Source organism: Lactiplantibacillus sp. 7.2.4 (assembly GCF_018991185.1).
GTDB lineage: Bacteria > Bacillota > Bacilli > Lactobacillales > Lactobacillaceae > Lactiplantibacillus > Lactiplantibacillus pentosus.
The window spans coordinates 1-21,687 of sequence record NZ_JAGYGS010000039.1; the positions used below are offsets into that span (position 1 = coordinate 1).

The 21,687-nt window shown below is 48.6% G+C and carries 18 protein-coding genes and 1 tRNA gene; 15 read left to right on the forward strand and 4 right to left on the reverse strand.

What is annotated here, in order from left to right; translation table 11 throughout:
• The 3 genes from KGF70_RS11450 to KGF70_RS11460 all read left to right on the forward strand — a co-directional run.
• A partial coding sequence (locus KGF70_RS11450; protein WP_216786447.1) for a hypothetical protein occupies positions 1–297 on the forward strand: 297 nt, incomplete at its 5' end.
• 45 nt (positions 298–342) lie between these two features.
• Positions 343–678, forward strand: coding sequence for a cupin domain-containing protein (locus KGF70_RS11455; RefSeq protein ID WP_122212113.1), 336 nt, complete (start codon positions 343–345; stop codon positions 676–678).
• A 32-nt stretch (positions 679–710) separates the two neighbouring features.
• Complete coding sequence (locus tag KGF70_RS11460; protein ID WP_216768474.1) at positions 711–1,538, forward strand: metallophosphoesterase; 828 nt, start codon at positions 711–713, stop codon at positions 1,536–1,538.
• A gap of 131 nt (positions 1,539–1,669) precedes the next feature.
• Here the strand turns inward: KGF70_RS11460 and KGF70_RS11465 are convergent, their stop codons facing one another.
• Both KGF70_RS11465 and pnuC read right to left on the reverse strand, forming a co-directional pair.
• Complete coding sequence (locus KGF70_RS11465) at positions 1,670–2,770, reverse strand: SLC13 family permease (protein ID WP_216768473.1); 1,101 nt, start codon at positions 2,768–2,770, stop codon at positions 1,670–1,672.
• Positions 2,771–3,049: 279 nt separating this feature from the next.
• Positions 3,050–3,862, reverse strand: a complete 813-nt coding sequence (gene pnuC / locus KGF70_RS11470) for a nicotinamide riboside transporter PnuC (protein ID WP_050339273.1) — start codon at positions 3,860–3,862, stop codon at positions 3,050–3,052.
• A 364-nt stretch (positions 3,863–4,226) separates the two neighbouring features.
• Between pnuC and proC the strand changes: the two genes are divergently transcribed.
• From proC to KGF70_RS11485, 3 genes are all read left to right on the forward strand, one after another.
• A complete protein-coding gene (gene proC, locus KGF70_RS11475; protein WP_216768472.1) occupies positions 4,227–5,015 on the forward strand; it encodes a pyrroline-5-carboxylate reductase in 789 nt (262 codons plus the stop codon).
• Between the two features lie 80 nt (positions 5,016–5,095).
• On the forward strand, positions 5,096–6,232 hold the full coding sequence (gene nagA / locus KGF70_RS11480) for an N-acetylglucosamine-6-phosphate deacetylase (RefSeq protein ID WP_003637724.1): 1,137 nt from the start codon (positions 5,096–5,098) through the stop codon (positions 6,230–6,232).
• A 23-nt stretch (positions 6,233–6,255) separates the two neighbouring features.
• Positions 6,256–6,957: a GntR family transcriptional regulator gene (locus KGF70_RS11485; RefSeq protein WP_050339271.1), complete on the forward strand. Its 702-nt coding sequence runs from the start codon at positions 6,256–6,258 to the stop codon at positions 6,955–6,957.
• A gap of 138 nt (positions 6,958–7,095) precedes the next feature.
• Here KGF70_RS11485 and KGF70_RS11490 read toward each other — a convergent pair whose 3' ends face one another.
• On the reverse strand, positions 7,096–7,833 hold the full coding sequence (locus KGF70_RS11490; protein WP_216768471.1) for a WecB/TagA/CpsF family glycosyltransferase: 738 nt from the start codon (positions 7,831–7,833) through the stop codon (positions 7,096–7,098).
• A gap of 157 nt (positions 7,834–7,990) precedes the next feature.
• On the opposite strand from KGF70_RS11490, the gene KGF70_RS11495 reads away from it, so the two are divergent.
• The 9 genes from KGF70_RS11495 to KGF70_RS11535 all read left to right on the forward strand — a co-directional run bounded on the left by KGF70_RS11495 (position 7,991) and on the right by KGF70_RS11535 (position 20,373).
• Positions 7,991–9,469 (forward strand): nicotinate phosphoribosyltransferase, encoded by a 1,479-nt coding sequence (locus KGF70_RS11495; protein ID WP_050339269.1) that lies wholly within the window; start codon positions 7,991–7,993, stop codon positions 9,467–9,469.
• Entirely contained in the window at positions 9,469–10,296 is an 828-nt protein-coding gene (gene nadE, locus KGF70_RS11500) for an ammonia-dependent NAD(+) synthetase (RefSeq protein WP_003637728.1), read from the forward strand. Before KGF70_RS11495 ends, nadE begins: the two co-directional genes overlap by 1 nt.
• A 1,517-nt stretch (positions 10,297–11,813) precedes the next feature.
• A complete protein-coding gene (locus KGF70_RS11505) occupies positions 11,814–14,468 on the forward strand; it encodes a cation-translocating P-type ATPase (protein ID WP_105961511.1) in 2,655 nt (884 codons plus the stop codon).
• A 55-nt stretch (positions 14,469–14,523) separates the two neighbouring features.
• The gene (locus KGF70_RS11510) at positions 14,524–14,958 is read left to right on the forward strand and encodes a hypothetical protein (RefSeq protein WP_050339268.1); all 435 of its coding nucleotides are present in this window, start codon (positions 14,524–14,526) and stop codon (positions 14,956–14,958) included.
• 420 nt (positions 14,959–15,378) lie between these two features.
• Positions 15,379–17,559: a Tex family protein gene (locus KGF70_RS11515; RefSeq protein WP_216768470.1), complete on the forward strand. Its 2,181-nt coding sequence runs from the start codon at positions 15,379–15,381 to the stop codon at positions 17,557–17,559.
• The gene (locus tag KGF70_RS11520) at positions 17,552–18,010 is read left to right on the forward strand and encodes a SprT family protein (RefSeq protein WP_050339266.1); all 459 of its coding nucleotides are present in this window, start codon (positions 17,552–17,554) and stop codon (positions 18,008–18,010) included. The genes KGF70_RS11515 and KGF70_RS11520 overlap by 8 nt, the downstream gene beginning before the upstream one ends.
• A 52-nt stretch (positions 18,011–18,062) precedes the next feature.
• Positions 18,063–19,349: a homoserine dehydrogenase gene (locus KGF70_RS11525; RefSeq protein ID WP_050339265.1), complete on the forward strand. Its 1,287-nt coding sequence runs from the start codon at positions 18,063–18,065 to the stop codon at positions 19,347–19,349.
• 8 nt (positions 19,350–19,357) lie between these two features.
• A complete protein-coding gene (gene thrB / locus KGF70_RS11530) occupies positions 19,358–20,233 on the forward strand; it encodes a homoserine kinase (protein WP_216768469.1) in 876 nt (291 codons plus the stop codon).
• 55 nt (positions 20,234–20,288) lie between these two features.
• Positions 20,289–20,373, forward strand: a tRNA-Leu gene (locus tag KGF70_RS11535).
• A gap of 150 nt (positions 20,374–20,523) precedes the next feature.
• Here the strand turns inward: KGF70_RS11535 and KGF70_RS11540 are convergent.
• Positions 20,524–21,681: a site-specific integrase gene (locus KGF70_RS11540; RefSeq protein ID WP_216768468.1), complete on the reverse strand. Its 1,158-nt coding sequence runs from the start codon at positions 21,679–21,681 to the stop codon at positions 20,524–20,526.
• Between the last annotated feature and the right edge of the window lie 6 nt (positions 21,682–21,687).

The window sequence follows — 21,687 nt, forward strand, 5'->3', positions numbered from 1 at the left end:
TTACATGAAACCATGACCTACCGCGAACATGCGATTACGAGTAAATCATTTTCCCGCAAACTCGGTATCGACTTACCATTTGCAATGTACGCGATGGCCGCCGGTGAAAGTATCAGTGCCGAACAGTCGACCTTGACGCGACTCTTTGAAGTTATAGATGGGATGTTGACCGTACAGTTTGCGGATGAAAGCCAACAGACCGTCGCCACTGGAGAAATGCTGGTGGTACCTGCGAATACGGTGCATACTTTGCTCGCAGCGCAGCCCTGCCAGTTTATTCAATTCGAGACCAAGTAAGGTACTTATCAAGTTAATCAGTAAGCCTATTGAGGAGGAATTTCAATGAGTTTAATCGATAAAATCGACCATGCCAAAGTGCTTAAATTGACGGACCAAATTCCACTAGATGAGGATCAAGTTAATAGTCGGACGTTGGTTCAGCGTGACGATTTGAGTATGACACTTTTTTCCATCGCAACCGACCAAGAGATTGGCGGTCATTCCGCACAGGGTGACGCCATGGTCAATGTTTTGAGTGGCATCGCGGAAGTGACCATCGAAGGAACCGTGCACCGTTTGACCGCTGGGCAGTCCATCGTGATTCCCAAAGACGCGCGGCATTCGTTATATGCGGTGGAAGGCTTTCAGATGTTGCTGGTGGTCGTCAAACCAGCTTAGACGGGTGCTTATGGGAAAGGGACGGTGGTCCGATGGCCGAATATACCTTCATTGGTGACATTCACAGTGCGGCGGATGACCTGGCCGTATTGCTAGCTGATACGAGCATTACGCAAACGCGGCTGATTTTCCTGGGTGATTACATAGATGGAACGGCTGGTCGTCATTTGGGGCATCTCACGCAACCAGCACCGCTGGATCCGTTGGGTGTGATAGCTCAAGTTCAGCAGCGGGTCAGAGATTATGGTGACGTGGCATTGTGTGGCAACCACGATGATTTTTGGGTGCAAACGGCCCGCGGTGATGATGAGGCTGCCGCGACCTGGTTTTTGAATGGCGGGCACCGAACCTGGCGCAAACTCGGCATTTATACCTCGAATTTGAACACGGTGCGGCGTGCGCTGAATCAGGAGCCACTATTAGCGGCGACTAAATTTCTGGCAAGCTTACCAATGATTTGGCAACAAGGACACTTAATTGCGATGCATGCAGGCGTGGATTGGCGATGGCCGTTGGCACAACAGACCCGCGATACGCTACTTTGGATTCGCGACGACTACTATTTTGATGGCGGCGGCCAGCCGCACCGCAATTTATTTGACCGAGTACTGGTGACCGGTCATACGCCGGTTCAAAGCTTCGCAAATCCGCAGATGGGGTACGTGAAGCTTCAGGCGGATGCAGAGGACACGCCTCGTTACGTTATCGACGGTGGAAGTCGTTCCGGATTGTTTGACGGTGGGATCTGTGCGCTAACACTGACAACGCAAGGTAAAGTGGTCCGGATGAAACGGGTCATCAACCGTAAAATCTACGACGGCCAACAACTGGTGACGCCGGAAATGGTTAGCGGGAGTTAGTGACGTTCCGTAGTCCTGCATAGATGAAAGAATGGCACCTCACACACGCATAAACGTCAGTAAAACGGCCACCATCGGCTTCAATTGACCGATGGTGGCCGTTTGTCCACGCTGACTAGCAACCGTATCCCTTATAAGAGATACAGCCAGCCTAAGCCACCTAGAATAATTAGGGCCAATAAATTAAGACCAGTAAAGACTTTTAAAAAGTGTCGGAGTGGTTGTTGGTCATCAAAGGACAATTGTTTGAGTGCCAGCAAGTTCGCCAGGGATGCCACTAGTGACCCTAAGCCACCGATGTTGACGCCCATAAATAGCGCTGGCAGCTGCTGGGTGAAGTGGGCGAGTAAAATGACAGCGGGGACATTGCTGATGACCTGGCTTGTCAGGATACTCGTCAAATAAACAGTTGATGGCGTCTGAGTTAGCCAAGCCACCCCTTTCGTGACTGTCGTGTTATGGCTGATGGCGCTCACGAAGACAAAGAAGCAGATGAAGGTGAGTAACAGTGCGTAGTCAACTTCATAAAAAGTTTGGCGGTTGATTCCGGCGGCAACGAGCATGCTGATCAGGACCACTAACCAAATCGGTATCAGGCCGAAGATACCCGCCATTATGAGAATTAAGAGCGCACCTGCCAATAGTGCTTTGTTGGTGTCGACAGATCGACGCTCTGTTTGCGGTGGTACTAGTGGTTGTCGTGGTAACCAGTGACTAAGGACCAATAATAAGCCGAGACTCGCTAACATGAGCGGGGTCGATAACTGAAGAAATTTCCCTAAGTTGACGTGGAAGAAGGTTACGAGAAACAAGTTTTGGGGATTGCCAATCGGCGTAAATGCACTGCCAAGATTAGCAGCCATGACCATTAGGGTGACTGGGTAAGCAATTGACAAACGTTGCTGCCGTGCAACGACCGTAAAAAGTGGAATTAGTGTTAAAATCGCGACATCGTTAGTCAATAGCATGGCACCGCCAAAGGCCAGTAAGATGAAGAACTGACACATTTGCCGGGTGTTTGCGGATTTTTGAAGAAGCCAGTCACTCAAACGATTGAGCAGGTGTAGTGCGCGCAATAATTGAACGCAGAGCATCAAGGCAAATAGCGTGCCGATAGTTGTCCAATTGATGTCCTGGATGCTCGGCGTGCCAATCAACAGACTCATAATGGCACAAGTTAAGGTAATCAGGAAGATTTTGTCGCGTAACGTTCGCTTCAGAATGGTCGCCAAGGCCCGCACCTCCTCGTAGCTAGATTGGCCTTAACTTAACCATACTGAAGGTGGACCTGTAAACTGATATACATCTCCCTCTCGTCAAACCTCGCTTAGCTGGCGGACTGTGGGTGACGTATCCGAGGCCATTGCAGGAATCAGCTTGACAGTGGATGTTTTGCTAAGCAGTGTCGGGGGGTGCAATGGGAACCGGGCATGTTAAAGTAAAAAAAACGGTTTGAAGCTCGCAAGCTTCAAACCGTTTTGATTTGTTATCGATTATTGTTCAGCGCACAGTCAGGCGTCATGCCGGTGTGCCGACTGGCCAAAAAACCACAGGTAAGCGCCATAAATCGCGTTGGCCAACATGACGAGTTGGAGTGCCAACATCGATGCCGCGGCCGGACTGAAGCCTCTCAATTGGTTGAACCAAATGATGACGTTAATGACGTCCAACGTGATCCAAGCGACCCACTGAGAACGATAGCCGTTGACCATCAACACGCTACCCACGATACCCAGTGGGAGTAGCGTCGCATCTAAATAGATTTGATTCCCGTTCAGTTGCTTACTAAAGTGTAAGACGATCGCATAGACGAGTACCGCTAAGATGAACCAGCTCAGCCCAGCAAGTTTGCTGAGCTTGCGGCCAGTCAATTCACTGGAATCCGCTTGGGCTGCCATTTTACGGTGCCAGACGGTAATCCCAACGAACTGCATAACGAGGTAAAAGGACTGCGCTGCAATGTCACCAATCAGCCGATTCGTGATGGCAGTAGTCAGCCACGCCGCACAGGCAATGATGCCCCAGCTGTAGTTGGTCAAGCGACCCTGGTCAACTAAAATCAGGTTGATGACCACGGTAATCCCGGTGAGTAGACCGATCCAGCCGTGTAAGCTGTAGTCTTTTCCCAAAATAAAGCCTAAAATCGTGACGATCAACATGGTGGCCATCATCAACTTGGTCGCTGGGCGTAGCGTTCTTAATTCGGTAACGCCCCGTTGCCAGTTGAAGACGGCGCGCATCGCCGTTGGTAGCGTGGTGACATCCTGCTTGAGTTGCCGGACTAGCATGTTCAAATTGGGCAGTGCCCGTTTGCTTTGATTCATATTAAATAACACTCCTTAGTTGTTTTTAGACAGCCGTGATCGGAAGCAACGCTGTTTATTTAATGTTACACGTTAGCCCGTTTGTGGGGGGCTGTCAACAGTGGGGTGGGCCAGTTAAACCGTGTTATTAATACGTTAATGGGGAAGAAGCTATTCATAACCAAGAGATGCCCCGTTCAAGTCTGTAGGCAATATTTATTTATTCATGGCACGATTCAGTTTGCCGAGCGATTAATCACCCACATTGACTGAAATATTGGTATAGTAGAATAGTAACCGGGAATCGAGTCTGAGTCTCGGATGGTACGAAGATTGGTTTATAATAATCACAATAAATTGTCATTGATGAAGGAGCGGTTTACGGATGAAAATCGGATTTATTGGTGCCGGGAACATGGGTCGGGCCATTATTGATGGGTGGCTGAAACAACAAGCAGTCGCCCCAGCAGATATCTACCTGCACAGTGCCCATGCGGCGAGCTATCAACCCTACGCGCAAGCAAATGGGTTGAACGCCTGTGACACGAACCTGGCGGTCGCACAAGCGGCAGACGTGATCGTGCTCGCGGTGAAGCCTAATATTGCGCTTGACGCACTCAAAGAAGTTCAATCAGCTTTAACGGGCAAGTGGGTCATCACGATGGTCTCTGGACTCAATTTGGCAGACTATGCGACGGTCATGCCTGACTTACCAGTACTGCGGATCATGCCAAACGTCAACGTGGCGATTGGTGCCGGGATGACGGCGCTAGTTGGTAATGACGCCTTGACGGCCGAACAATATGCGGCGGGACAACGGTTGTTTGATGCGATTGGTGCGACCAGCGCAGTCGCTGAAAAGGGCTTTCCAACCTTTTCAGCCTTGGCCGGCAGTTCGCCAGCTTACATTTATTTCTTTATCGACGCGATGGCGCGCGCGGGGGTCAAGCACGGGTTAAGCAAGGACGCTGCGACCAAAATCGCCGCCCAGGCAACGCTGGGTAGTGCCCAAAATGTCTTAGCTTCAGACAAAATTCCGTTTGATCTGATCGACCAGGTCTCGTCACCGGGTGGCACAACGGTCGCTGGTTTATTAGCGATGGAAGAAGCTGGCTTTATGACGGCTGTCGTGAAGGGAATCGATGCGACGATCGCCAAAGAACTCGGCGAATAACAAAATACTTGGTGCTGGTGGTTGCAAGTTTGGTCTATACCGATTATAATTAAACCAGTAAATCCAAGGAGGAATTGTTCATGAGCAAAGTGTTAAAACATGCCATCATTTATACGGGGTTAGAAAAAATTGATGACGGCTACATTCGTTTCGGTAAGGAAATTGAAGCGGTTGGTCCAATGGATGAATACGTGGCCCAACCCGACGATGATATCGAATTTGTGAGTGGCAAGACGATTGTACCGGGCTTTATCGATGTTCATAGCCATGGTGGTTATAGTTTTGATTCAATGGACGGGAATCCAGCTGAAATTAACGAAATGGTTAATGATATGGTTGCCCGTGAAGGGATTACGTCATATTTCTGCACGACGATGACCCAATCCAACGAAAACTTAGATCATTCGATGGAAGGCATCAATAAGGCAGCTGAAGAAAATCCAGTGATCCAAGGGGTTCATTTGGAAGGCCCATTCATTTCTGCCACGTTTAAAGGCGCCCAACCAGAAAAGTATATTAAGAATCCTAACGTTGACTTACTGGACAACTGGAACAAGTTATCTGGTGGCCGCGTCAAGTTAATTACTTATGCACCAGAAGATCCTGGTTCGCGTGAATTCGAAAAGTATTGCTTGGAAAACGGTATCGTGCCTTCAGTTGGACACAGTAACGCGACTCGTGAACAATTATTAGCAAGTAAGGCGACCCACGTCACTCATTTATACAATGCGCAACGTGAATTTAAGCACCGCGAACCAGGGGTTACTGGCCATGCCATGCTTGAAAACAACATGTATTGCGAATTGATTTGTGATGGCTTCCATATCGTTCCAGATATGATCAAGTTAGCCTATGAACAAAAAGGGGTCGACCGGATCGAATTAGTCACTGATTCAATGCGTGCCAAGGGTGAACCTGATGGCATTAGTGAATTAGGTGGCCAAAAAGTGATCGTTAAGGATGGTCAAGCGCGCCTTGAAGAAGGTAACTTGGCTGGTTCAGTCTTAACATTTATCAACGCCTTCAAGAATATTCAGAAATTCACTGGCTGTGGCATTGCGGAAGCCGTTAAGATGGCCTCAGTTAACCAAGCGCGTGAATTTGGATTAACGAAGAAGGGGACTTTGGAAGCCGGCAAGGACGCGGATATCAACATCCTGGACGGTAACCAAGACTTAGTCGCAACTTATAGCTACGGTAAAAAAGCAGCTAAATAAATTAGAAGTAAGGGATGAGTACCATGAGTTCGCCAATTTATATTCAAATCCACAACCAAATTAAGCAGGCGATTGAAGCAGGTCGGTGGGCCGTTGGTGACCGGATTCCGTCCGAGCGGGAACTGGCCGGTCAGTTCGATGTGAGTCGGATGACCCTTCGGCAAGCAATCCAAACGTTGGTTGACGAAGGAATATTAGAGCGGCGAGTCGGCGCCGGCACGTTTGTCGCCAACCAAAAGGTGCAAGAAAAGATGTCCGGCGTCACCAGTTTTACTGATTTAATGCTGGCTCAGGGCAAAGTCCCATCGAGTAAAACGATTTCCTACCACGTGACCAGTCCGTCACTGTCTGAAAGTGAAAAGTTGGCCTTGAAAGCTAACGAACAAGTGCTACGGATGGAACGGATTCGCTACGGCGATGATGTGCCGATTTGTTTCGAGGTTGCGACGGTGCCAGAACGGCTCGTTAAGCAATTTACAAAGGATGAAATCACCAGTTCGCTATACCGGACATTAGAAGAAAAAGCGAGTTTGATGCCCGGCAAGGCCCAACAAACGGTTTCAGCGATGTCAGCGTCCGAACGAATCGCGGAATATTTATCCGTTCGCCGTGGCGACGCCCTCTTACGTTTGCGTCAAATTTCGTATTTACAAACGGGTGAACCGTTTGAATACGTGCGCACGCAATACGTGGGCAACCGGTTCGAATTTTATCTCGAAAAGTAACCAGTGACGTGCTGACTCAGTGGTCAAACCGTTGCCGGTGGTGAAAAGGTCAAAATAAATAGCTCGGCTAGAAATTAATCTAGTCGAGCTATTTTGATGCCTAAAATACATGCCCCACTCATCAGTTAGACTGATTGACTAGTGGGCTTGTTGCCGGGCGATTTTTTTGACCAGCCGCAAGTAACGGGGCAAGACCAGCATGCGTTTGAAACGCGTTGGTTCTTGAATCAAGCGGTACAGCCATTCGATATGATGCTTTTGCCAGAATAACGGCGCGCGTTTGACCGCACCTGCGATCACGTCGAAGCTACCGCCAACACCCATCCAGAGCGCATCGACGCGTTGTCGATATTGCGCAATGAAGAATTCCTGCTTGGGAAAGCCAGTCGCGACAAAAATCATGTCAGGTTTGGCGGCAACGATCTCAGCCACCACGGCCTGTTCGTCATCATAATAGCCATCCCGTGCGCCCGCAACAACGATTCCGGGATAGTCGCGCTGAACGATGGTTGCAACTTGTTGTAAGACGGCTGGTTTGGCACCTAATAAAAAGATGCGTTGGTGTTGTTGGCCACCCCATTTCAACAACGTTAATAGCGTATCGTAGCCGGTAATCCGCTCTGGTAATGGCGTGCCCAGAATCTGAGCGCCCTGGATGACACCGATGCCGTCGGGCGTAATATAATCGGCTTGGGTGAGCACGTGCTGATAATCAGGATGTTCACGGGCATACATCAGAATTTCAGGATTGGCGGTCACCACGAACCGGTTATGGTGGGCCAAAATATCCGTTTGGAGTTGCTGGACGAAGCCAGCGTTAGTTGTCTTGATAAACGGGACGTTTAAGATGGCAACCGTGTCAAAAGGTGCTGACATAAGGAACCTCGCTTTCTAATCATAATTAAAGTATAGGTAAATCACGGAATTCTGCAACTTTTTGAGTACTTAAGCGCATTCCTTTTATAAAAAATGCTAAAATAAGCTTAACTTACTGTAAATACGGTTATTACCTACGAAATGGAGAATTATACTCATGACGCAAATCTATCCGGATGATAGTTTCACCTTGCATACGGATGCTTATCAGATCAATATGATCCAAACCTACTGGGAACAAGGAATTCATAACAAGCATGCGGTGTTTGAAGTGTTCTTCCGTAAGATGCCGTTCCAAAATGGTTACGCGGTGTTTGCGGGTCTGGAACGAGTAGTTAATTATATCAATCATTTACATTTTACGGCAACCGACATCGCGTACTTACGCGAACTCGGCGGTTATTCAGATGGCTTTTTAGATTATTTAAAGAATTTTAAATTTGATGCCACGATTCGGGCCGTTCGTGAAGGGGACCTAGTCTTCAACAACGAACCGCTATTACAAGTCGAAGGGCCACTGGCAACCTGCCAATTGATTGAAACGGCGTTATTAAATATTATCAATTATCAGACGTTGATCGCGACGAAAGCAGCGCGTATCAAGTCGGTCGTTGGTGAAGACGGCTTGCTAGAATTTGGGACGCGGCGTGCCCAAGAATTCGACGCGGCAATTTGGGGCACCCGGGCCGCTTACATCGGTGGCTTCGATGCCACGAGTAACGTGCGGGCCGGCAAAATTTTTGGTATTCCAATCAGCGGGACGCACGCACACGCGCTCGTGCAGACTTATCGAAATGATTATGAAGCGTTCAAAGCTTATGCTGAAACACACCACAACTGTGTCTTCTTAGTCGATACGTACGATACGCTACGTAGCGGGGTGCCAAGTGCGATTCGGGTGGCCAAGGAAATGGGCGATAAGATCAATTTCCAAGGCGTCCGCATTGATAGTGGTGATATGGCGTACTTGTCCAAACGGGTGCGGGAACAGCTGGACGAAGCTGGTTTCCCAGATGCCAAGATTTATGCCTCGAACGATTTAGACGAAAAGACGATTCAAAACTTGAAGATGCAAGGCGCCAAAATCAGTGTCTGGGGTGTCGGGACCAAGCTCATCACGGCGTTTGACCAACCAGCGCTGGGGGCCGTCTACAAGATGGTTTCGATTGAAAATGACCACCATCAGATGGTCGATACGATCAAACTGTCGAATAACGCGGAAAAAGTTTCAACGCCGGGCCAAAAGCAGGTATGGCGAATTACAAAACGCGCGGATGGCAAGTCTGAAGGCGATTACGTGACCTTGTATGACGAAGATCCTCGTAACGAAGAGTCGATTTACATGTTCCATCCAAGCTACACGTATATCAACAAAACGGTCAGTGACTTTGACGCGCGGCCATTACTCGTACCAATTTACGACCGGGGCCAACAAGTTTATCAACTGCCGACCTTGGATGAAATTCGTCAGTATTCGTTTGAAAGTCTGGATGCCTTATGGGATGAGTACAAGCGTGACCTGAACCCTCAGGATTACCCAGTCGACTTGTCACAGAAGCTGTATGACCATAAAATGAATATTATTAATACAGTTAGAGACTATGTTAACCACAAAGATGAGGAAGGAGCCTACTAATGCGGGCATTACAAGCTGAAATTATCAAAGCGTTACATGTAGCACCAACGATTGATCCAGAAACCGAAATTCGGCGGAGTGTGGACTTTTTAAAAGCCTACCTCAAGAAAAACACGTTTTTGAAGAGTTACGTCCTCGGCATTTCAGGCGGGCAAGACTCGACCTTAGCTGGTAAATTAACGCAAATGGCAATCACCGAAATGCGCCAAGAGACGGGCGATGACAGTTACCAATTCATCGCCGTCCGGTTACCATACGGCAATCAAGCGGATGAAGCGGATGCGATGGCAGCGATTGACTTCATGCAAGCCGACGTGACGGATCGTGTTGATATTCAACCGGCAACGGATGCGATGGTCACGGCACTTGAAGCCAACCAACTGACCATTCATGATTTCAATAAGGGTAATATTAAAGCCCGTCAACGGATGATTGTTCAATATGGGATTGCAGGCGAGATGCACGGGGCGGTGGTCGGAACTGACCACGCTGCCGAAGCTGTGACTGGTTTTTATACCAAATACGGTGACGGGGGTGCCGACGTGGTCCCACTATGGCGGCTCAACAAGCGTCAAGGGAAGCAATTACTGGCAGCCCTGAATGCACCTAAGCACTTGTACGACAAGGTCCCAACCGCTGACCTGGAAGAAGACCGACCAGCATTACCTGATGAAGTCGCACTTGGCGTCCGTTATGATGACATCGACGATTACCTTGAAGGGCGGACCATCAGTGACGCGGCTGCTGAAAAGATTGAAGCCTGGTACTTGAAGACGGCTCACAAGCGGCACGCAGCCATTACGGTATTTGACGATTTCTGGAAGTAACCCCAGTCCGTCTGATTATGACAATTGAGATTCAAACCATTAGTTAAAAACGAGATTCGGATGAGCCTTTTGAAGCGGCCCATGCGAATCTCGTTTTTTAGGTGCTTGTGTTCAAACCAGTTATATCACAGGTTTATCTATTAGCGTTGGAACTGAAACGTGGTCTATTGTAAGCAAACGCAGATGCCTTTTGAAACGTGCTGGTTCTTAAGTTCAAATGCAGCCAGCTTAGACCCGCTGGAAGCAGTGCGAGTTACCGTAAACTTTCTGTTGTAGTTGCGTCCTAGTCCGGCTTCCAGGCATTCTGGGCAATGGCCGGAACGTGATGGACGCAGATTTAAGCCGACAAACCACGTCTTAAATACTGGTCTTTCACTAACCAAGCACAAAACGCTTGCTAAGTGAAATTTCACCACTGGGCCTTGCCCCAAATACCTTCCAGCCGGTACAGTATTCGAAAGGCAGACATGGGTGTACCCAGCTTTTTAATGAAATGTCCGCTGATTTTCAGTAAACAGTCGTTTTGACCTTCAACTGTCAGACTTGTTCATAATGATAGCTAAACTTTTTCCCTAGTCTTTAGGTCTTCAAATCATCGGGTTCACTGGACTTTCCATACCTTTCTATGTTGCCTAAGATAATAAAACCGTGAATTCTAAACGAAGAGAATTTTATCGATTAAATTCAAGACTAGTGTCCGTTGAAATTAATGAATCATATTTTAGCAATCTTCTCAGTACTTAAATGTCGTAAAGTATCAACGATACCACTTTAAAGTTTGCCTGAAAGGCCGGTCTTCCAACATTCAGTTGTCAATTGCACCCAAATAGGTGGCCGTTTATCAGCCATTCGAGCGGGTTCCCGACTGTCCGGCCCGCCGGACAATGCTCAGTAGCCAAATTATTCTTAGTCGGAAGTGGGCTTCTGCGTGAGTTCAAATCGATGTCGGCTTACGTTCCAGCAATTGTCAGCCGGCCCCGGAAGTCGGAGTAGGATGCGCAAATGCTGACGAACATTACACCAACTAACTGGCACGTTTCAATCATGAGCCATGACATCGACTCTCACACGCGTCATAACGGAACTTGGACCATAAGCGCACACAGCCGTTTTATCTAGCGTTTGATACCGTTTTCGTGGCTTTGGGCTAATATAAGTATTAAAATTGAGGTTAACAAAATAAGTGAACATTTGACTGTACTAGAACAGGAACATCATAAGTTATCACGGCGTTGACGGTATAAAGTGCGCAGGAGTTGAAATCGTGTTATTGATCGTTCAAGCGATTATTTTGCTAGACAGCCCCCATAGAATCTGTTATTCTTACGTTACAATCATAAGGGAGTAACTAGCAGAGTCATTCTGCGGCAATATCGTCAGCAAGAAGCCAATCCGGTATTGTCTTAAATAGTGAGACTTATGTATGTCCACACAATTTTGCGTGCATACATGAGTCTCATTTTCTATCTGGAGAACATTTAGGAAGTGGGGCTCGGATGCCAGAAAAGGAGCATAAGATGAGTACAAAACCTAAGTATCAACAGTCGTTGCCAGCCATATATCAAGAGTTAGAAACTGATGAACATGGGTTGCAGCAAAGCGCCGCTGCCCAACGGCTGGAACAATATGGTCCGAATGCGTTGAACCAGCAGAAGACCACCTCTCTGCTACAAAAGTTCATCGCCCAATTCAAGGACTTCATGATTATCGTGTTGTTAGTGGCTGCTTTAATCGCCGCGTTTACCGGGGAAGCCGTTGATGCGGTCATCATCCTGTTAGTGGTCGTTTTGAACGCGATTTTTGGGGTTTTCCAAGAATCCAAAGCAGAAGAGGCCATCAACGCGTTGAAGGAGATGTCGGCGCCGGATGCCACGGTGTTACGTGATGGTCAGTTACAAACGGTCAAGAGTGATGCGTTGGTTCCTGGGGATATCGTTTCCTTGGAAGCCGGTGACATCGTTCCAGCTGATTTGCGATTGATTGAAAGCGCGTCTCTCAAGGTGGAAGAATCCGCACTGACCGGGGAATCCGTTCCGGTCGAAAAACAGGCTGAAATGGTGGCTGATGGTGAATTGCCAATCGGTGACCGGTTGAACATGGCCTATATGAACAGTAATGTTACCTATGGTCGTGCAATGGGGATCGTGGTTGCCACTGGGATGCAGACTGAAGTTGGTCGGATTGCCGGCATGATTGAAGCCGCTGATGAAACGACGACGCCACTGCAAGCCAACTTGACCCAATTAGGGAAGTCGTTGACCATCTTGATTCTGGTTATCGCGGCTGTCGTCTTTGGGATTGGGATGTTGCGGGGCCAAGAGAGCCTGATCAACATGCTGCTCACGGCGATTTCGTTAGCGGTGGCGGCCATTCCAGAAGGACTCCCCGCAATCGTGACGATTACCTTGGCTTTAGGAACGCAACGGATGGCCAAACGCCACGCCTTAGTTCGTAAGTTGCCAGCGGTTGAAACGCTTGGTAGTACTGATATTATTGCTTCCGATAAGACCGGGACGTTGACACAAAATAAGATGACGGTTGAAAAGTTAGTCCTCAACCAGGAATTAGTCGATGCCCGCACGACCGAATTACCGCTTGATAGCCACTTAGCACAAGTGATGATTTTAAGTAATGATACGAAGATCATGTCGGATGGCTTAGCTGGTGACCCGACCGAAACGGCTTTGATTCAATATAACCTGGATCAGAACTACCCAGTCGACCAGTTATTAGAACAACGTCCGCGGGTCAACGAAGTACCATTTGATTCAGAACGGAAGTTAATGTCGACGGTTCATCCGCTGGAAGACGGCCGCTTCTTGGTCGCTGTTAAGGGTGCGCCAGATGAATTGCTCAAACGGGTGACGCAGGTCGAAACGAACGGCGAAGTTGAACCGTTAACTAAGACCAGTCGTGACCAGATTTTAAGTGTTAACCACGAATTAGCAACGCAAGCTTTACGAGTGCTCGCATTTGCTTACAAAATTGTGACGTCAGTGCCTGCTACCGTCAATAGTGACACGCTCGAAAATGACTTGATTTTTGCCGGGATGGTCGGGATGATTGACCCTGAACGGCCAGAAGTTGAACAAGCCGTTGCCGAAGCTAAGTCTGCGGGGATTCGCCCATTAATGATTACGGGTGACCACCGGGATACGGCCGAAGCGATTGCGGTTCGCTTAGGAATCATCGACGAGGGCGAAGACGATGCCGTGATTACTGGGGCAGAGTTGGACGCCATGAGCGATGATGAATTTGGTAAAAAAGTTGGGGACTATTCCGTGTACGCCCGGGTTGCGCCAGAGCATAAGGTCCGAATCGTGAATGCTTGGCAAAAACGTGGGAAAGTCGTTGCCATGACAGGTGACGGGGTCAACGATGCACCCGCCTTGAAGGCCGCTGATATCGGTATCGGAATGGGAATCACCGGGACTGAAGTTTCCAAAGGGGCCAGTGATATGGTCTTGGCGGATGACAACTTCGCGACGATCGTGGTGGCCGTTGAAGAAGGACGGAAAGTCTTTGCTAACATTCAAAAGGCCATCCAATACCTCTTGTCGGCTAACTTAGGTGAAGTCTTAACACTGTTCGTCATGACGATGCTTGGTTGGCAGATTTTAGCGCCAGTCCACATCTTGTGGATCAACTTGGTTACTGATACCTTGCCAGCGATTGCGTTAGGGGTCGAACCAACTGAAAAGAACATTATGCAGCACAAGCCACGGGGCCGTAATTCGAACTTCTTCTCCGGCGGGGTCTTCAGTAGTATCATCTACCAGGGGCTGCTCGAAGGTGGAATCACGCTATTTGTTTACTGGATGGCGTTAACGTACCCTGTTCATGCAAGTGCTAGTTTGGCCCACGCGGATGCCTTAACGATGGCCTTCGCAACCTTAGGATTGATTCAATTGTTCCACGCCTTCAACTCGAAGTCGATTCACGAATCACTCTTCACGGTCGGCCTGTTCCGCAACAAGTTCTTCAACTGGTCTATTCTAATCGCCTTTGTTATGTTGGCAATCACGATCGTTGTTCCTGGGTTGAACGGCTTATTCCACGTGACCCACTTGGACGCTTACCAATGGGGGATCGTCGCTGCCGCCGCACTTTCAATGGTAATCATCGTTGAAATTGTTAAGTTCTTCCAACGTCGGCACATGCGGCGCGCCTAATCCACATAATTGGCGTAGAATGAGACTAACTAATTAATAGAAAAGAGTTCTAACCATGAAAAAAGCAACGGTTCAAACGTATATGCCGGTTCTATCAAAGATCATCGAAAGCACGGAAAAGATGGGGGAAGAATTGAATCCTTCGTTTGAAAAACTCCGCAAAGCTATTGATGACGACGCGGTCGCTGAAATGGTTCCCGCTGAGTTCAGTGATATTCAACTGGAATTCAGTGACGGCACGGAACAGTACGAACAGAATTTGGCCCAATTGAAAAAGGTCGGTGTTCCAGCGCGCTTGATTGGTCGGCACCGTAATTTGATCAACGCCTATGAAGCTTATACCAAGGCGTGCGCGGCCATGACGGCTAGCATGGACCTCGAAAATCAGACCATTGATGTCGCTGCTTTCAACCAAGCGGAAAGTGACCAGGAAACTGAAATGGGCCGGATTTCGAACAACGTCCAACGCATTATGTCGACTGTGATGTAAGCTAGTTGGGTAGTACGCCTTTGGACGATTAAAAATTAATCACGTCGTTAAACGCTCAGTAACGGTCCGCTGTTGCTGGGCGTTTTTGGGCGCTTCGTCAAGTGGCGTTGTTTATGAAGTATCTGGACCTAAGTTGGTCTAGGTGCTTTTTTGGTCCGACAATTTTCAAGTCCACCATCAATTGTTTTTGGCGGTGGGGACGCGGAAAATCGGACTAAAACGCGTATAATATAATAGAACATCGGATGGCAAAATCTGCTGGAACTTTGCGGCTGGTTATCGGCTGAGACAAGTCGAACCGTAGTCGTTCAAGGTTGGTGGCTGTTAGTCGTGCTGGCTATCTAGGTTGTTAACCGAAATTAGTGGTGACGACCTGCCATCCCGATGGTGAGTGATGAGATTAAAAGATTGGGTGAAATAATGGATAATCAGATTTTAACGTTAGTGAACCGCGCGCTAACGAAGTTTAAACCGCAACAGATCAAAGCGGTGTTAGGCCTCATGGATGAGGGCAATACGGTTCCATTCATTGCCCGGTATCGGAAGGAACGCACCGGCAATTTAGATGAAGTTGAAATTCGGGAGATCAAGGAAAATTACGACCGGCTTGCTAATTTAGAGAGTCGCAAGGCCGACGTCATGAAGCTGATTGCTGAGCAGAATCACTTGACGCCCGCTTTAAAACAGGCCATCGAGAAGGCCGATAAGCTGCAGGACGTCGAAGATTTGTATTTGCCGTATAAACAAAAACGGCGGACGAAGGCAACGATTGCCAAAGATGCTGGGCTGGAGCCGTTAGCCGCATGGTTGTTGCGTTTTCCAGCGAGTGGCATTGAAGCCCACGCCGCACAGTTCGTTAACCCTGACCAAGAGGTGGCGGATGCGGATGCTGCATTGGCAGGGGCTCACGAAATATTGGCGGAAGCTTTCGGTGATAACGCTAGTTTACGTAACTGGGTGCGGAACTATACTCGGGACCGGGGCTCAGTTGTCGTGAAGGTCAAACCTAAGGCAAAAGCGCTGGACGAACAGGGTGTCTATCAACAATATTATGATTTCAGCAGTCGCATTAAGCAGATGGTGCCGTACCGAGTCCTCGCCATCAATCGTGGTGAGTCTGAAAAGGTGCTGAAGGTCAGTATTGACGTGGACCGGGCCGGTATCGACCGTTACTGTCATTTCCGCTTCGTCGGGCAACACCAAGGGCCAGCTGTCGAGTTGATAGAAGCGGCGTACCAGGATGCTTACAAACGGTTCATTGGACCAGCCATCGAACGTGAGTTGCGCAATGAACTCAGTGTGACCGCCGACGAACAGGCTATCAAAGTCTTTGGCGATAATCTGTATCATTTACTGATGCAGGCGCCGTTAAAGGGCCGCGTCGTTCTTGGGTTTGATCCGGCTTACCGGACCGGCTGCAAATTAGCGGTCATGGATGCCAACGGGAAGTTCTTGGACAAACTTGTGATTTATCCCCATAAGCCAGCGCCAACGGCCAAACGAGAAGCAGCGGCTGGCGAATTTAAGGCCTTCCTCGAAAAGTATCAAGTCGAAATGATTGCGATTGGGAACGGGACTGCTTCACGTGAATCCGAAGAATTTGTCGCCCAAGTCTTAAAGACGCTTTCGCGGCCAGTTTACTACGTGATCGTGAACGAAGCCGGTGCTTCCGTTTATTCAGCGAGTGCCAAGGCGCGGGCTGAATTCCCAGAATTGCACGTTGAACAACGGAGTGCCATCAGTATTGGGCGTCGGCTGCAAGATCCGTTAGCAGAATTGATTAAGATCGACCCGAAATCCGTCGGCGTGGGCCAGTATCAACACGATGTGCCCCAAAAGGCGTTGACGGCCCAGCTGGATACCGTGATTGAAACGGCGGTCAACCAGGTCGGGGTTAATCTGAATACGGCTAGTTCGGAGCTATTGACCCATATTTCAGGGCTGTCCAGTACGATTGCCCAGAATGTGATCGCTTATCGCGATGAGAACGGTGAGTTTACCAGTCGGCCGCAATTGAAGAAAGTACCGCGCCTTGGACCTAAGGCGTACGAACAGTCCGTGGGGTTCTTACGAATCATCGATGGCAAGAACGTTTTTGATAACACCGATATTCATCCGGAAAGTTATCCGGCTGCTAAGGCCCTGCTAGCTGCGGCTGGGTTAAAGACGGCTGATGTTGGAACGGCGAAAGCGCAACAGCTGAATCGGCTTGACTTGACGCAACTGGCAACCACGACCGGTGTGGGTGAATTGACGCTGAAAGATATTATCAGTAGCCTCCAAAAACCAGGTCGGGACGTTCGTGATACGATGCCGGCGCCACTATTACGGCAAGACGTATTGAAGATGAGTGATTTACGACCAGGAATGCAGTTGCAAGGAACGGTCCGCAACGTCGTCGATTTTGGCGCGTTTGTAGATATTGGTGTCAAACAAGATGGGTTGGTCCACGTTTCCAAGCTAACAGACAAGTTCCTGAAGGATCCACGGCAGGCCGTTGCTGTCGGCGATATTGTGACGGTGTGGGTCGAGACCGTCGATGAACAGCGGCAACGCATCGCTCTGACGATGATTGCCCCAAGTGAGCCTGCTAATGACTGATTCAGAACTCCAACAACTCGTCATGACGATTTCACAGCAGGATTTTCACCGGCCGTTTCGCCACCGGGCTTATTTTAACGCCCGCTTACGGACGACGGGTGGTCGCTACCAGTTGGCCTCACACGACATTGACATCAACCCGAAGATGCTGACGGATTTTGGTGAAGCGACGCTGATTGGGGTCATCAAACACGAGCTGTGTCATTACCACTTGCACTTGAGTCACCGTGGATATCAGCATCGGGATCCGGCGTTTAAACAGCTGTTAGCTCAAGTGGGTGGCTCACGGTATGCGCCGGCACCCAAGCATCCCAAGGTACAACCGTATCGTTACCTATACAAGTGTCAGGATTGTGGGCAGACCTATCCACGTAAACGGCGGATGAATACGGACCGCTATCGTTGCGGCCGTTGTCGTGGACCGCTTAAATTCGTTGAAAAGGTTTGCTAAAGCGGTACGCTTCCGATAGAATTAGCTTAACTATTGATATGGAGGGATTAAGATGGAAACGATTAAAATTGGTGTGGTCGGACTAGGAACAGTCGGCACCGGCGTTGTTAAAATGCTTCAAGCGCATCAGGAGAAGATTTCGGAAATCACCGGTCGCAAACTCGAACTGGCCTGCGTGGTTGTCCACAACTTGAAAAAGCACGAACAAGTTGATTTGGGGGACGTGCAGTTGACCGACCAAATCGCCACCGTCCTTGATGATCCGTCCATTCAAATCATGGTCGAAGTCATGGGCTCGATTCATCCGGCGAAGGAATACATCACACAAGCGCTGCAAGCGGGCAAACACGTGGTAACGGCCAATAAGGACTTGATTGCCCAGTACGGGCGTGAATTAGTCCAAATCGCGCGTGAGAACCATCGTGACCTCTTCTATGAAGCGAGTGTTGCTGGTGGGATTCCAATCTTGCGGACGATTGACAATAGTTTTGCTGCCGACCGCATTCAGCGGGTGATGGGCATCGTCAACGGGACCACTAACTACATCATGACGCAGATGTTGACCAAACACTGGTCATACGACCAGGCCTTGAGTTCTGCTCAGGACTTGGGTTTTGCGGAAAGCGACCCCACCAATGATGTCGAAGGACTAGATGCGGCCTACAAGATGATTATTTTGACCCAGTTTGCGTTTGGCATGAGCCTGTCCTTAGACCACGTCAAGGTCCAAGGGATTACCAAAATCAGTCCGGAAGATATTGCAGAAGCCCATCAACTCGGCTATACGATCAAGCTACTCGGGATTGCGGAAGAAGTCGATGACCGCATCGCCGTGTCAGTCGGGCCGGTGCTCGTCTCGGACCAGCACCCATTAGCGACGGTGCAAAATGAGAACAACGCCGTGATGGTAACGGGGACCGCAGTTGGTAATACGATGTTTTACGGCCCAGGTGCTGGTGAATTGCCGACTGCCAATAGTGTGCTGAGCGATATTACGACCGTGGCAAAAAACATTGCGCTGGATACGACCGGGAATACGTTTAACTCCTATCGGCAAGAAACGGTCTTGGCAACGCCAGAAGATGTCGTTTACCCACACTTCATTGCGTTGAAAATGCGGGACGTTCCTGGGATGATGATGAAGTTGACGGCAATCATGACGCGTGCAGAAGTGTCGTTCAGTCGGATCATCCAAAATCAACTCGGCGATGGCAATGCCCGGGTCGTTATCATCACTCATGAGATGAACGACCAACAGTTGGCCGATATTACTCGCGAAATCGGTGAACAGGATAATATGCAACTGTTGGCAAGCTACAAAGTTTTGAAGAATGCGTAGGTGAGTTGATGTTAACCATTTCTGTTCCAGCAACTTCCGCTAATCTCGGACCCGGGTTTGATTCAATCGGCTTGGCGCTGGACATGCAGCTGACGTTACAAGTCTTGCAGCCGAGTGATCACTGGCAGATCGATCACCCATTTGGGGCGGATGTTCCGACGGATGAACGTAATCTGATCATTAAAACCGCGTTGCACTTGGTCCCAGACTTGCACCCGCAGCACTTACAGATGGCGTCCAAGATTCCGCTTGCGCGCGGACTAGGGAGCAGCTCGACCGCGATTGTTGCAGGCCTCGTTTTAGCGAATGAATTGACGGGGGCGACGCGCTCCTCAGCCGAGTTATTGGCAGTGGCGACCCAGTTAGAGGGCCATCCTGACAACGTGGCGCCAGCGCTCTTAGGCGGCCTGGTAGTGGCAACCTATGTGGGCGAACAAGTGCGCGCTGTGAAATTACCATTGCCGACCCTGTTTGCCAGCGTTTACGTGCCCAACGAACCCTTATTGACTAGTGCCAGTCGCCAAGCGTTACCAGCCGAATTAGATTATCATCAGGCGGTAGCGGGCAGCAGCGTGGCAAATACGCTAGTCGCAGCCTTAGCGACGCAAAATTGGGAGGTAGCCTTGCCGCTGTTAGAGCAAGACCAATTCCACGAGCAGTATCGCGCTAAGCTCGTGCCAGCACTACAACTGGTGCGCAAACAGGCGCATGCACTCGGGTTGATGGGGACGTATCTAAGTGGTGCCGGTCCGACCGTGATCACATTAGGCGACTACGGTCAGCTGGCCACTTTACAGACCAAATTAAGTCAGGATGACCGGTTGAACGGGCAATTATTCTTATTGCCGATGGACGCAACCGGAGTAAAAGTACAAAAATCTTAAAATAAGCTTGTCAGACTCACAAAATTTTGTTATTATATTTTTTGTGAGTTGTGATGCGGCCATGGCGGAATTGGCAGACGCGCAAGATTAAGGATCTTGTCGGGGTTAACCCGGTGGAAGTTCGAATCTTCTTGGCCGCATTTTTTATGCAGAATAGTCGGTATTGATACGATTAACCGTTGATATACCGGCTTTTCTTTTATACATGATAGTGAATAATACGGAATAAAACGGAACAAAAACGATACTATTTTGACAAAAGCGATACCAGAAACGATACCAGATTTTGATTATTGAGCCAGTATTTTACTCATATCGTAGACCTGTGCAGACAGTTCCTGTTGGGATAGATGAGCATAAATATTGAGCGTAATTTTAATATCACTATGACCCATTTGCATTTGTAGTGCTTTGACGTTGATATTATTTGCAACTTGAATTGATGCAAACGTGTGACGTAACCCGTGGACTGTGATTGTGGGTAAGTCCGTTTCACCTATCAAGGCCTCGAGCCAATGGTTGGGTGTCATCACTGACATGATTTGGCCTTTCTTGTTGGTAAAGATAAGATCTTTAGCCCGCGGGATGACTACTAACGACTTGCGATACTTTTTAAGTCGGTCGATTGTTGAGCTATCCAGTGAGAGTGTGCGGTAGGCATTTCTAGTTTTGGGTGTTGATATTATCTGATGGTTATCAATTGAACGAGAGATAGTTTTACTGATTGTTACCATCCCATTCTTAAAATCAATATCCGACCATGTTAACGCAAGTGCTTCACCTTTCCGCATACCTGTGGTAGCAAGTAAATAAAACAGTGCACTACGGTCATACCGTGGTTGTGTTCTGTGTCCGTCGGTAGCATCAACAACTGATAGAAATGTAGCCAATTGCTCAGCAGTCCAAAAATTATCAGCTGCTTTATCCTTTGAATAGTCAATGGGAACTTTTGGGACGTCAACTAATTTCATTGGGTTGGTAGTAATAACGCCCATTTTTTGAGCTGTCCGGAAAACTAGTGCTGCATATTGGGCTAGCTTATTGAATTGCTTAACGCTCTCACGCCACTTTAAAGCTTCTTCTTGGCACTTTTGCCATGTAATTGTATTAATCCTAATGCCACCGAAAGAAGGCGTTATATGGTGCTTAAAGATGCCCTCAACGCGATTCAAAGTACTCTCTTTTACGCCTAGCTTGTAAGTCTTTAGCCAAATCTCGTAAACTTCATCGAAAGTAGGATTATCCATAATAGCAGCTGGGTTGTTTTTACGCTGATCAAATTCAACTTTGGCACGATCAAACGCTAACTTAGCAGCCTTACTACTACCAAAGCCCCCGTGGTGATAGGTTTTAGTTTTGGTGTTACCGTTAATATCAGTATACTTTCCAAGGTAGCCACGAACGTCATATACCCGTTTGCTACCAATTATTTTATGTGTAATTTTCATTTTATT

Bases quoted from the DNA above. Each gene is read 5' to 3' on its own strand.
- KGF70_RS11455 (WP_122212113.1), top strand. From the start codon at position 343: ATGAGTTTAATCGATAAAATCGACCATGCCAAAGTGCTTAAATTGACG.
- KGF70_RS11460 (WP_216768474.1), top strand. From the start codon at position 711: ATGGCCGAATATACCTTCATTGGTGACATTCACAGTGCGGCGGATGAC.
- pnuC (WP_050339273.1), bottom strand. From the start codon at position 3,862: ATGAATCAAAGCAAACGGGCACTGCCCAATTTGAACATGCTAGTCCGG.
- proC (WP_216768472.1), top strand. From the start codon at position 4,227: ATGAAAATCGGATTTATTGGTGCCGGGAACATGGGTCGGGCCATTATT.
- nagA (WP_003637724.1), top strand. From the start codon at position 5,096: ATGAGCAAAGTGTTAAAACATGCCATCATTTATACGGGGTTAGAAAAA.
- KGF70_RS11485 (WP_050339271.1), top strand. From the start codon at position 6,256: ATGAGTTCGCCAATTTATATTCAAATCCACAACCAAATTAAGCAGGCG.
- KGF70_RS11490 (WP_216768471.1), bottom strand. From the start codon at position 7,833: ATGTCAGCACCTTTTGACACGGTTGCCATCTTAAACGTCCCGTTTATC.
- KGF70_RS11495 (WP_050339269.1), top strand. From the start codon at position 7,991: ATGACGCAAATCTATCCGGATGATAGTTTCACCTTGCATACGGATGCT.
- nadE (WP_003637728.1), top strand. From the start codon at position 9,469: ATGCGGGCATTACAAGCTGAAATTATCAAAGCGTTACATGTAGCACCA.
- KGF70_RS11505 (WP_105961511.1), top strand. From the start codon at position 11,814: ATGAGTACAAAACCTAAGTATCAACAGTCGTTGCCAGCCATATATCAA.
- KGF70_RS11510 (WP_050339268.1), top strand. From the start codon at position 14,524: ATGAAAAAAGCAACGGTTCAAACGTATATGCCGGTTCTATCAAAGATC.
- KGF70_RS11515 (WP_216768470.1), top strand. From the start codon at position 15,379: ATGGATAATCAGATTTTAACGTTAGTGAACCGCGCGCTAACGAAGTTT.
- KGF70_RS11520 (WP_050339266.1), top strand. From the start codon at position 17,552: ATGACTGATTCAGAACTCCAACAACTCGTCATGACGATTTCACAGCAG.
- KGF70_RS11525 (WP_050339265.1), top strand. From the start codon at position 18,063: ATGGAAACGATTAAAATTGGTGTGGTCGGACTAGGAACAGTCGGCACC.
- thrB (WP_216768469.1), top strand. From the start codon at position 19,358: ATGTTAACCATTTCTGTTCCAGCAACTTCCGCTAATCTCGGACCCGGG.
- KGF70_RS11540 (WP_216768468.1), bottom strand. From the start codon at position 21,681: ATGAAAATTACACATAAAATAATTGGTAGCAAACGGGTATATGACGTT.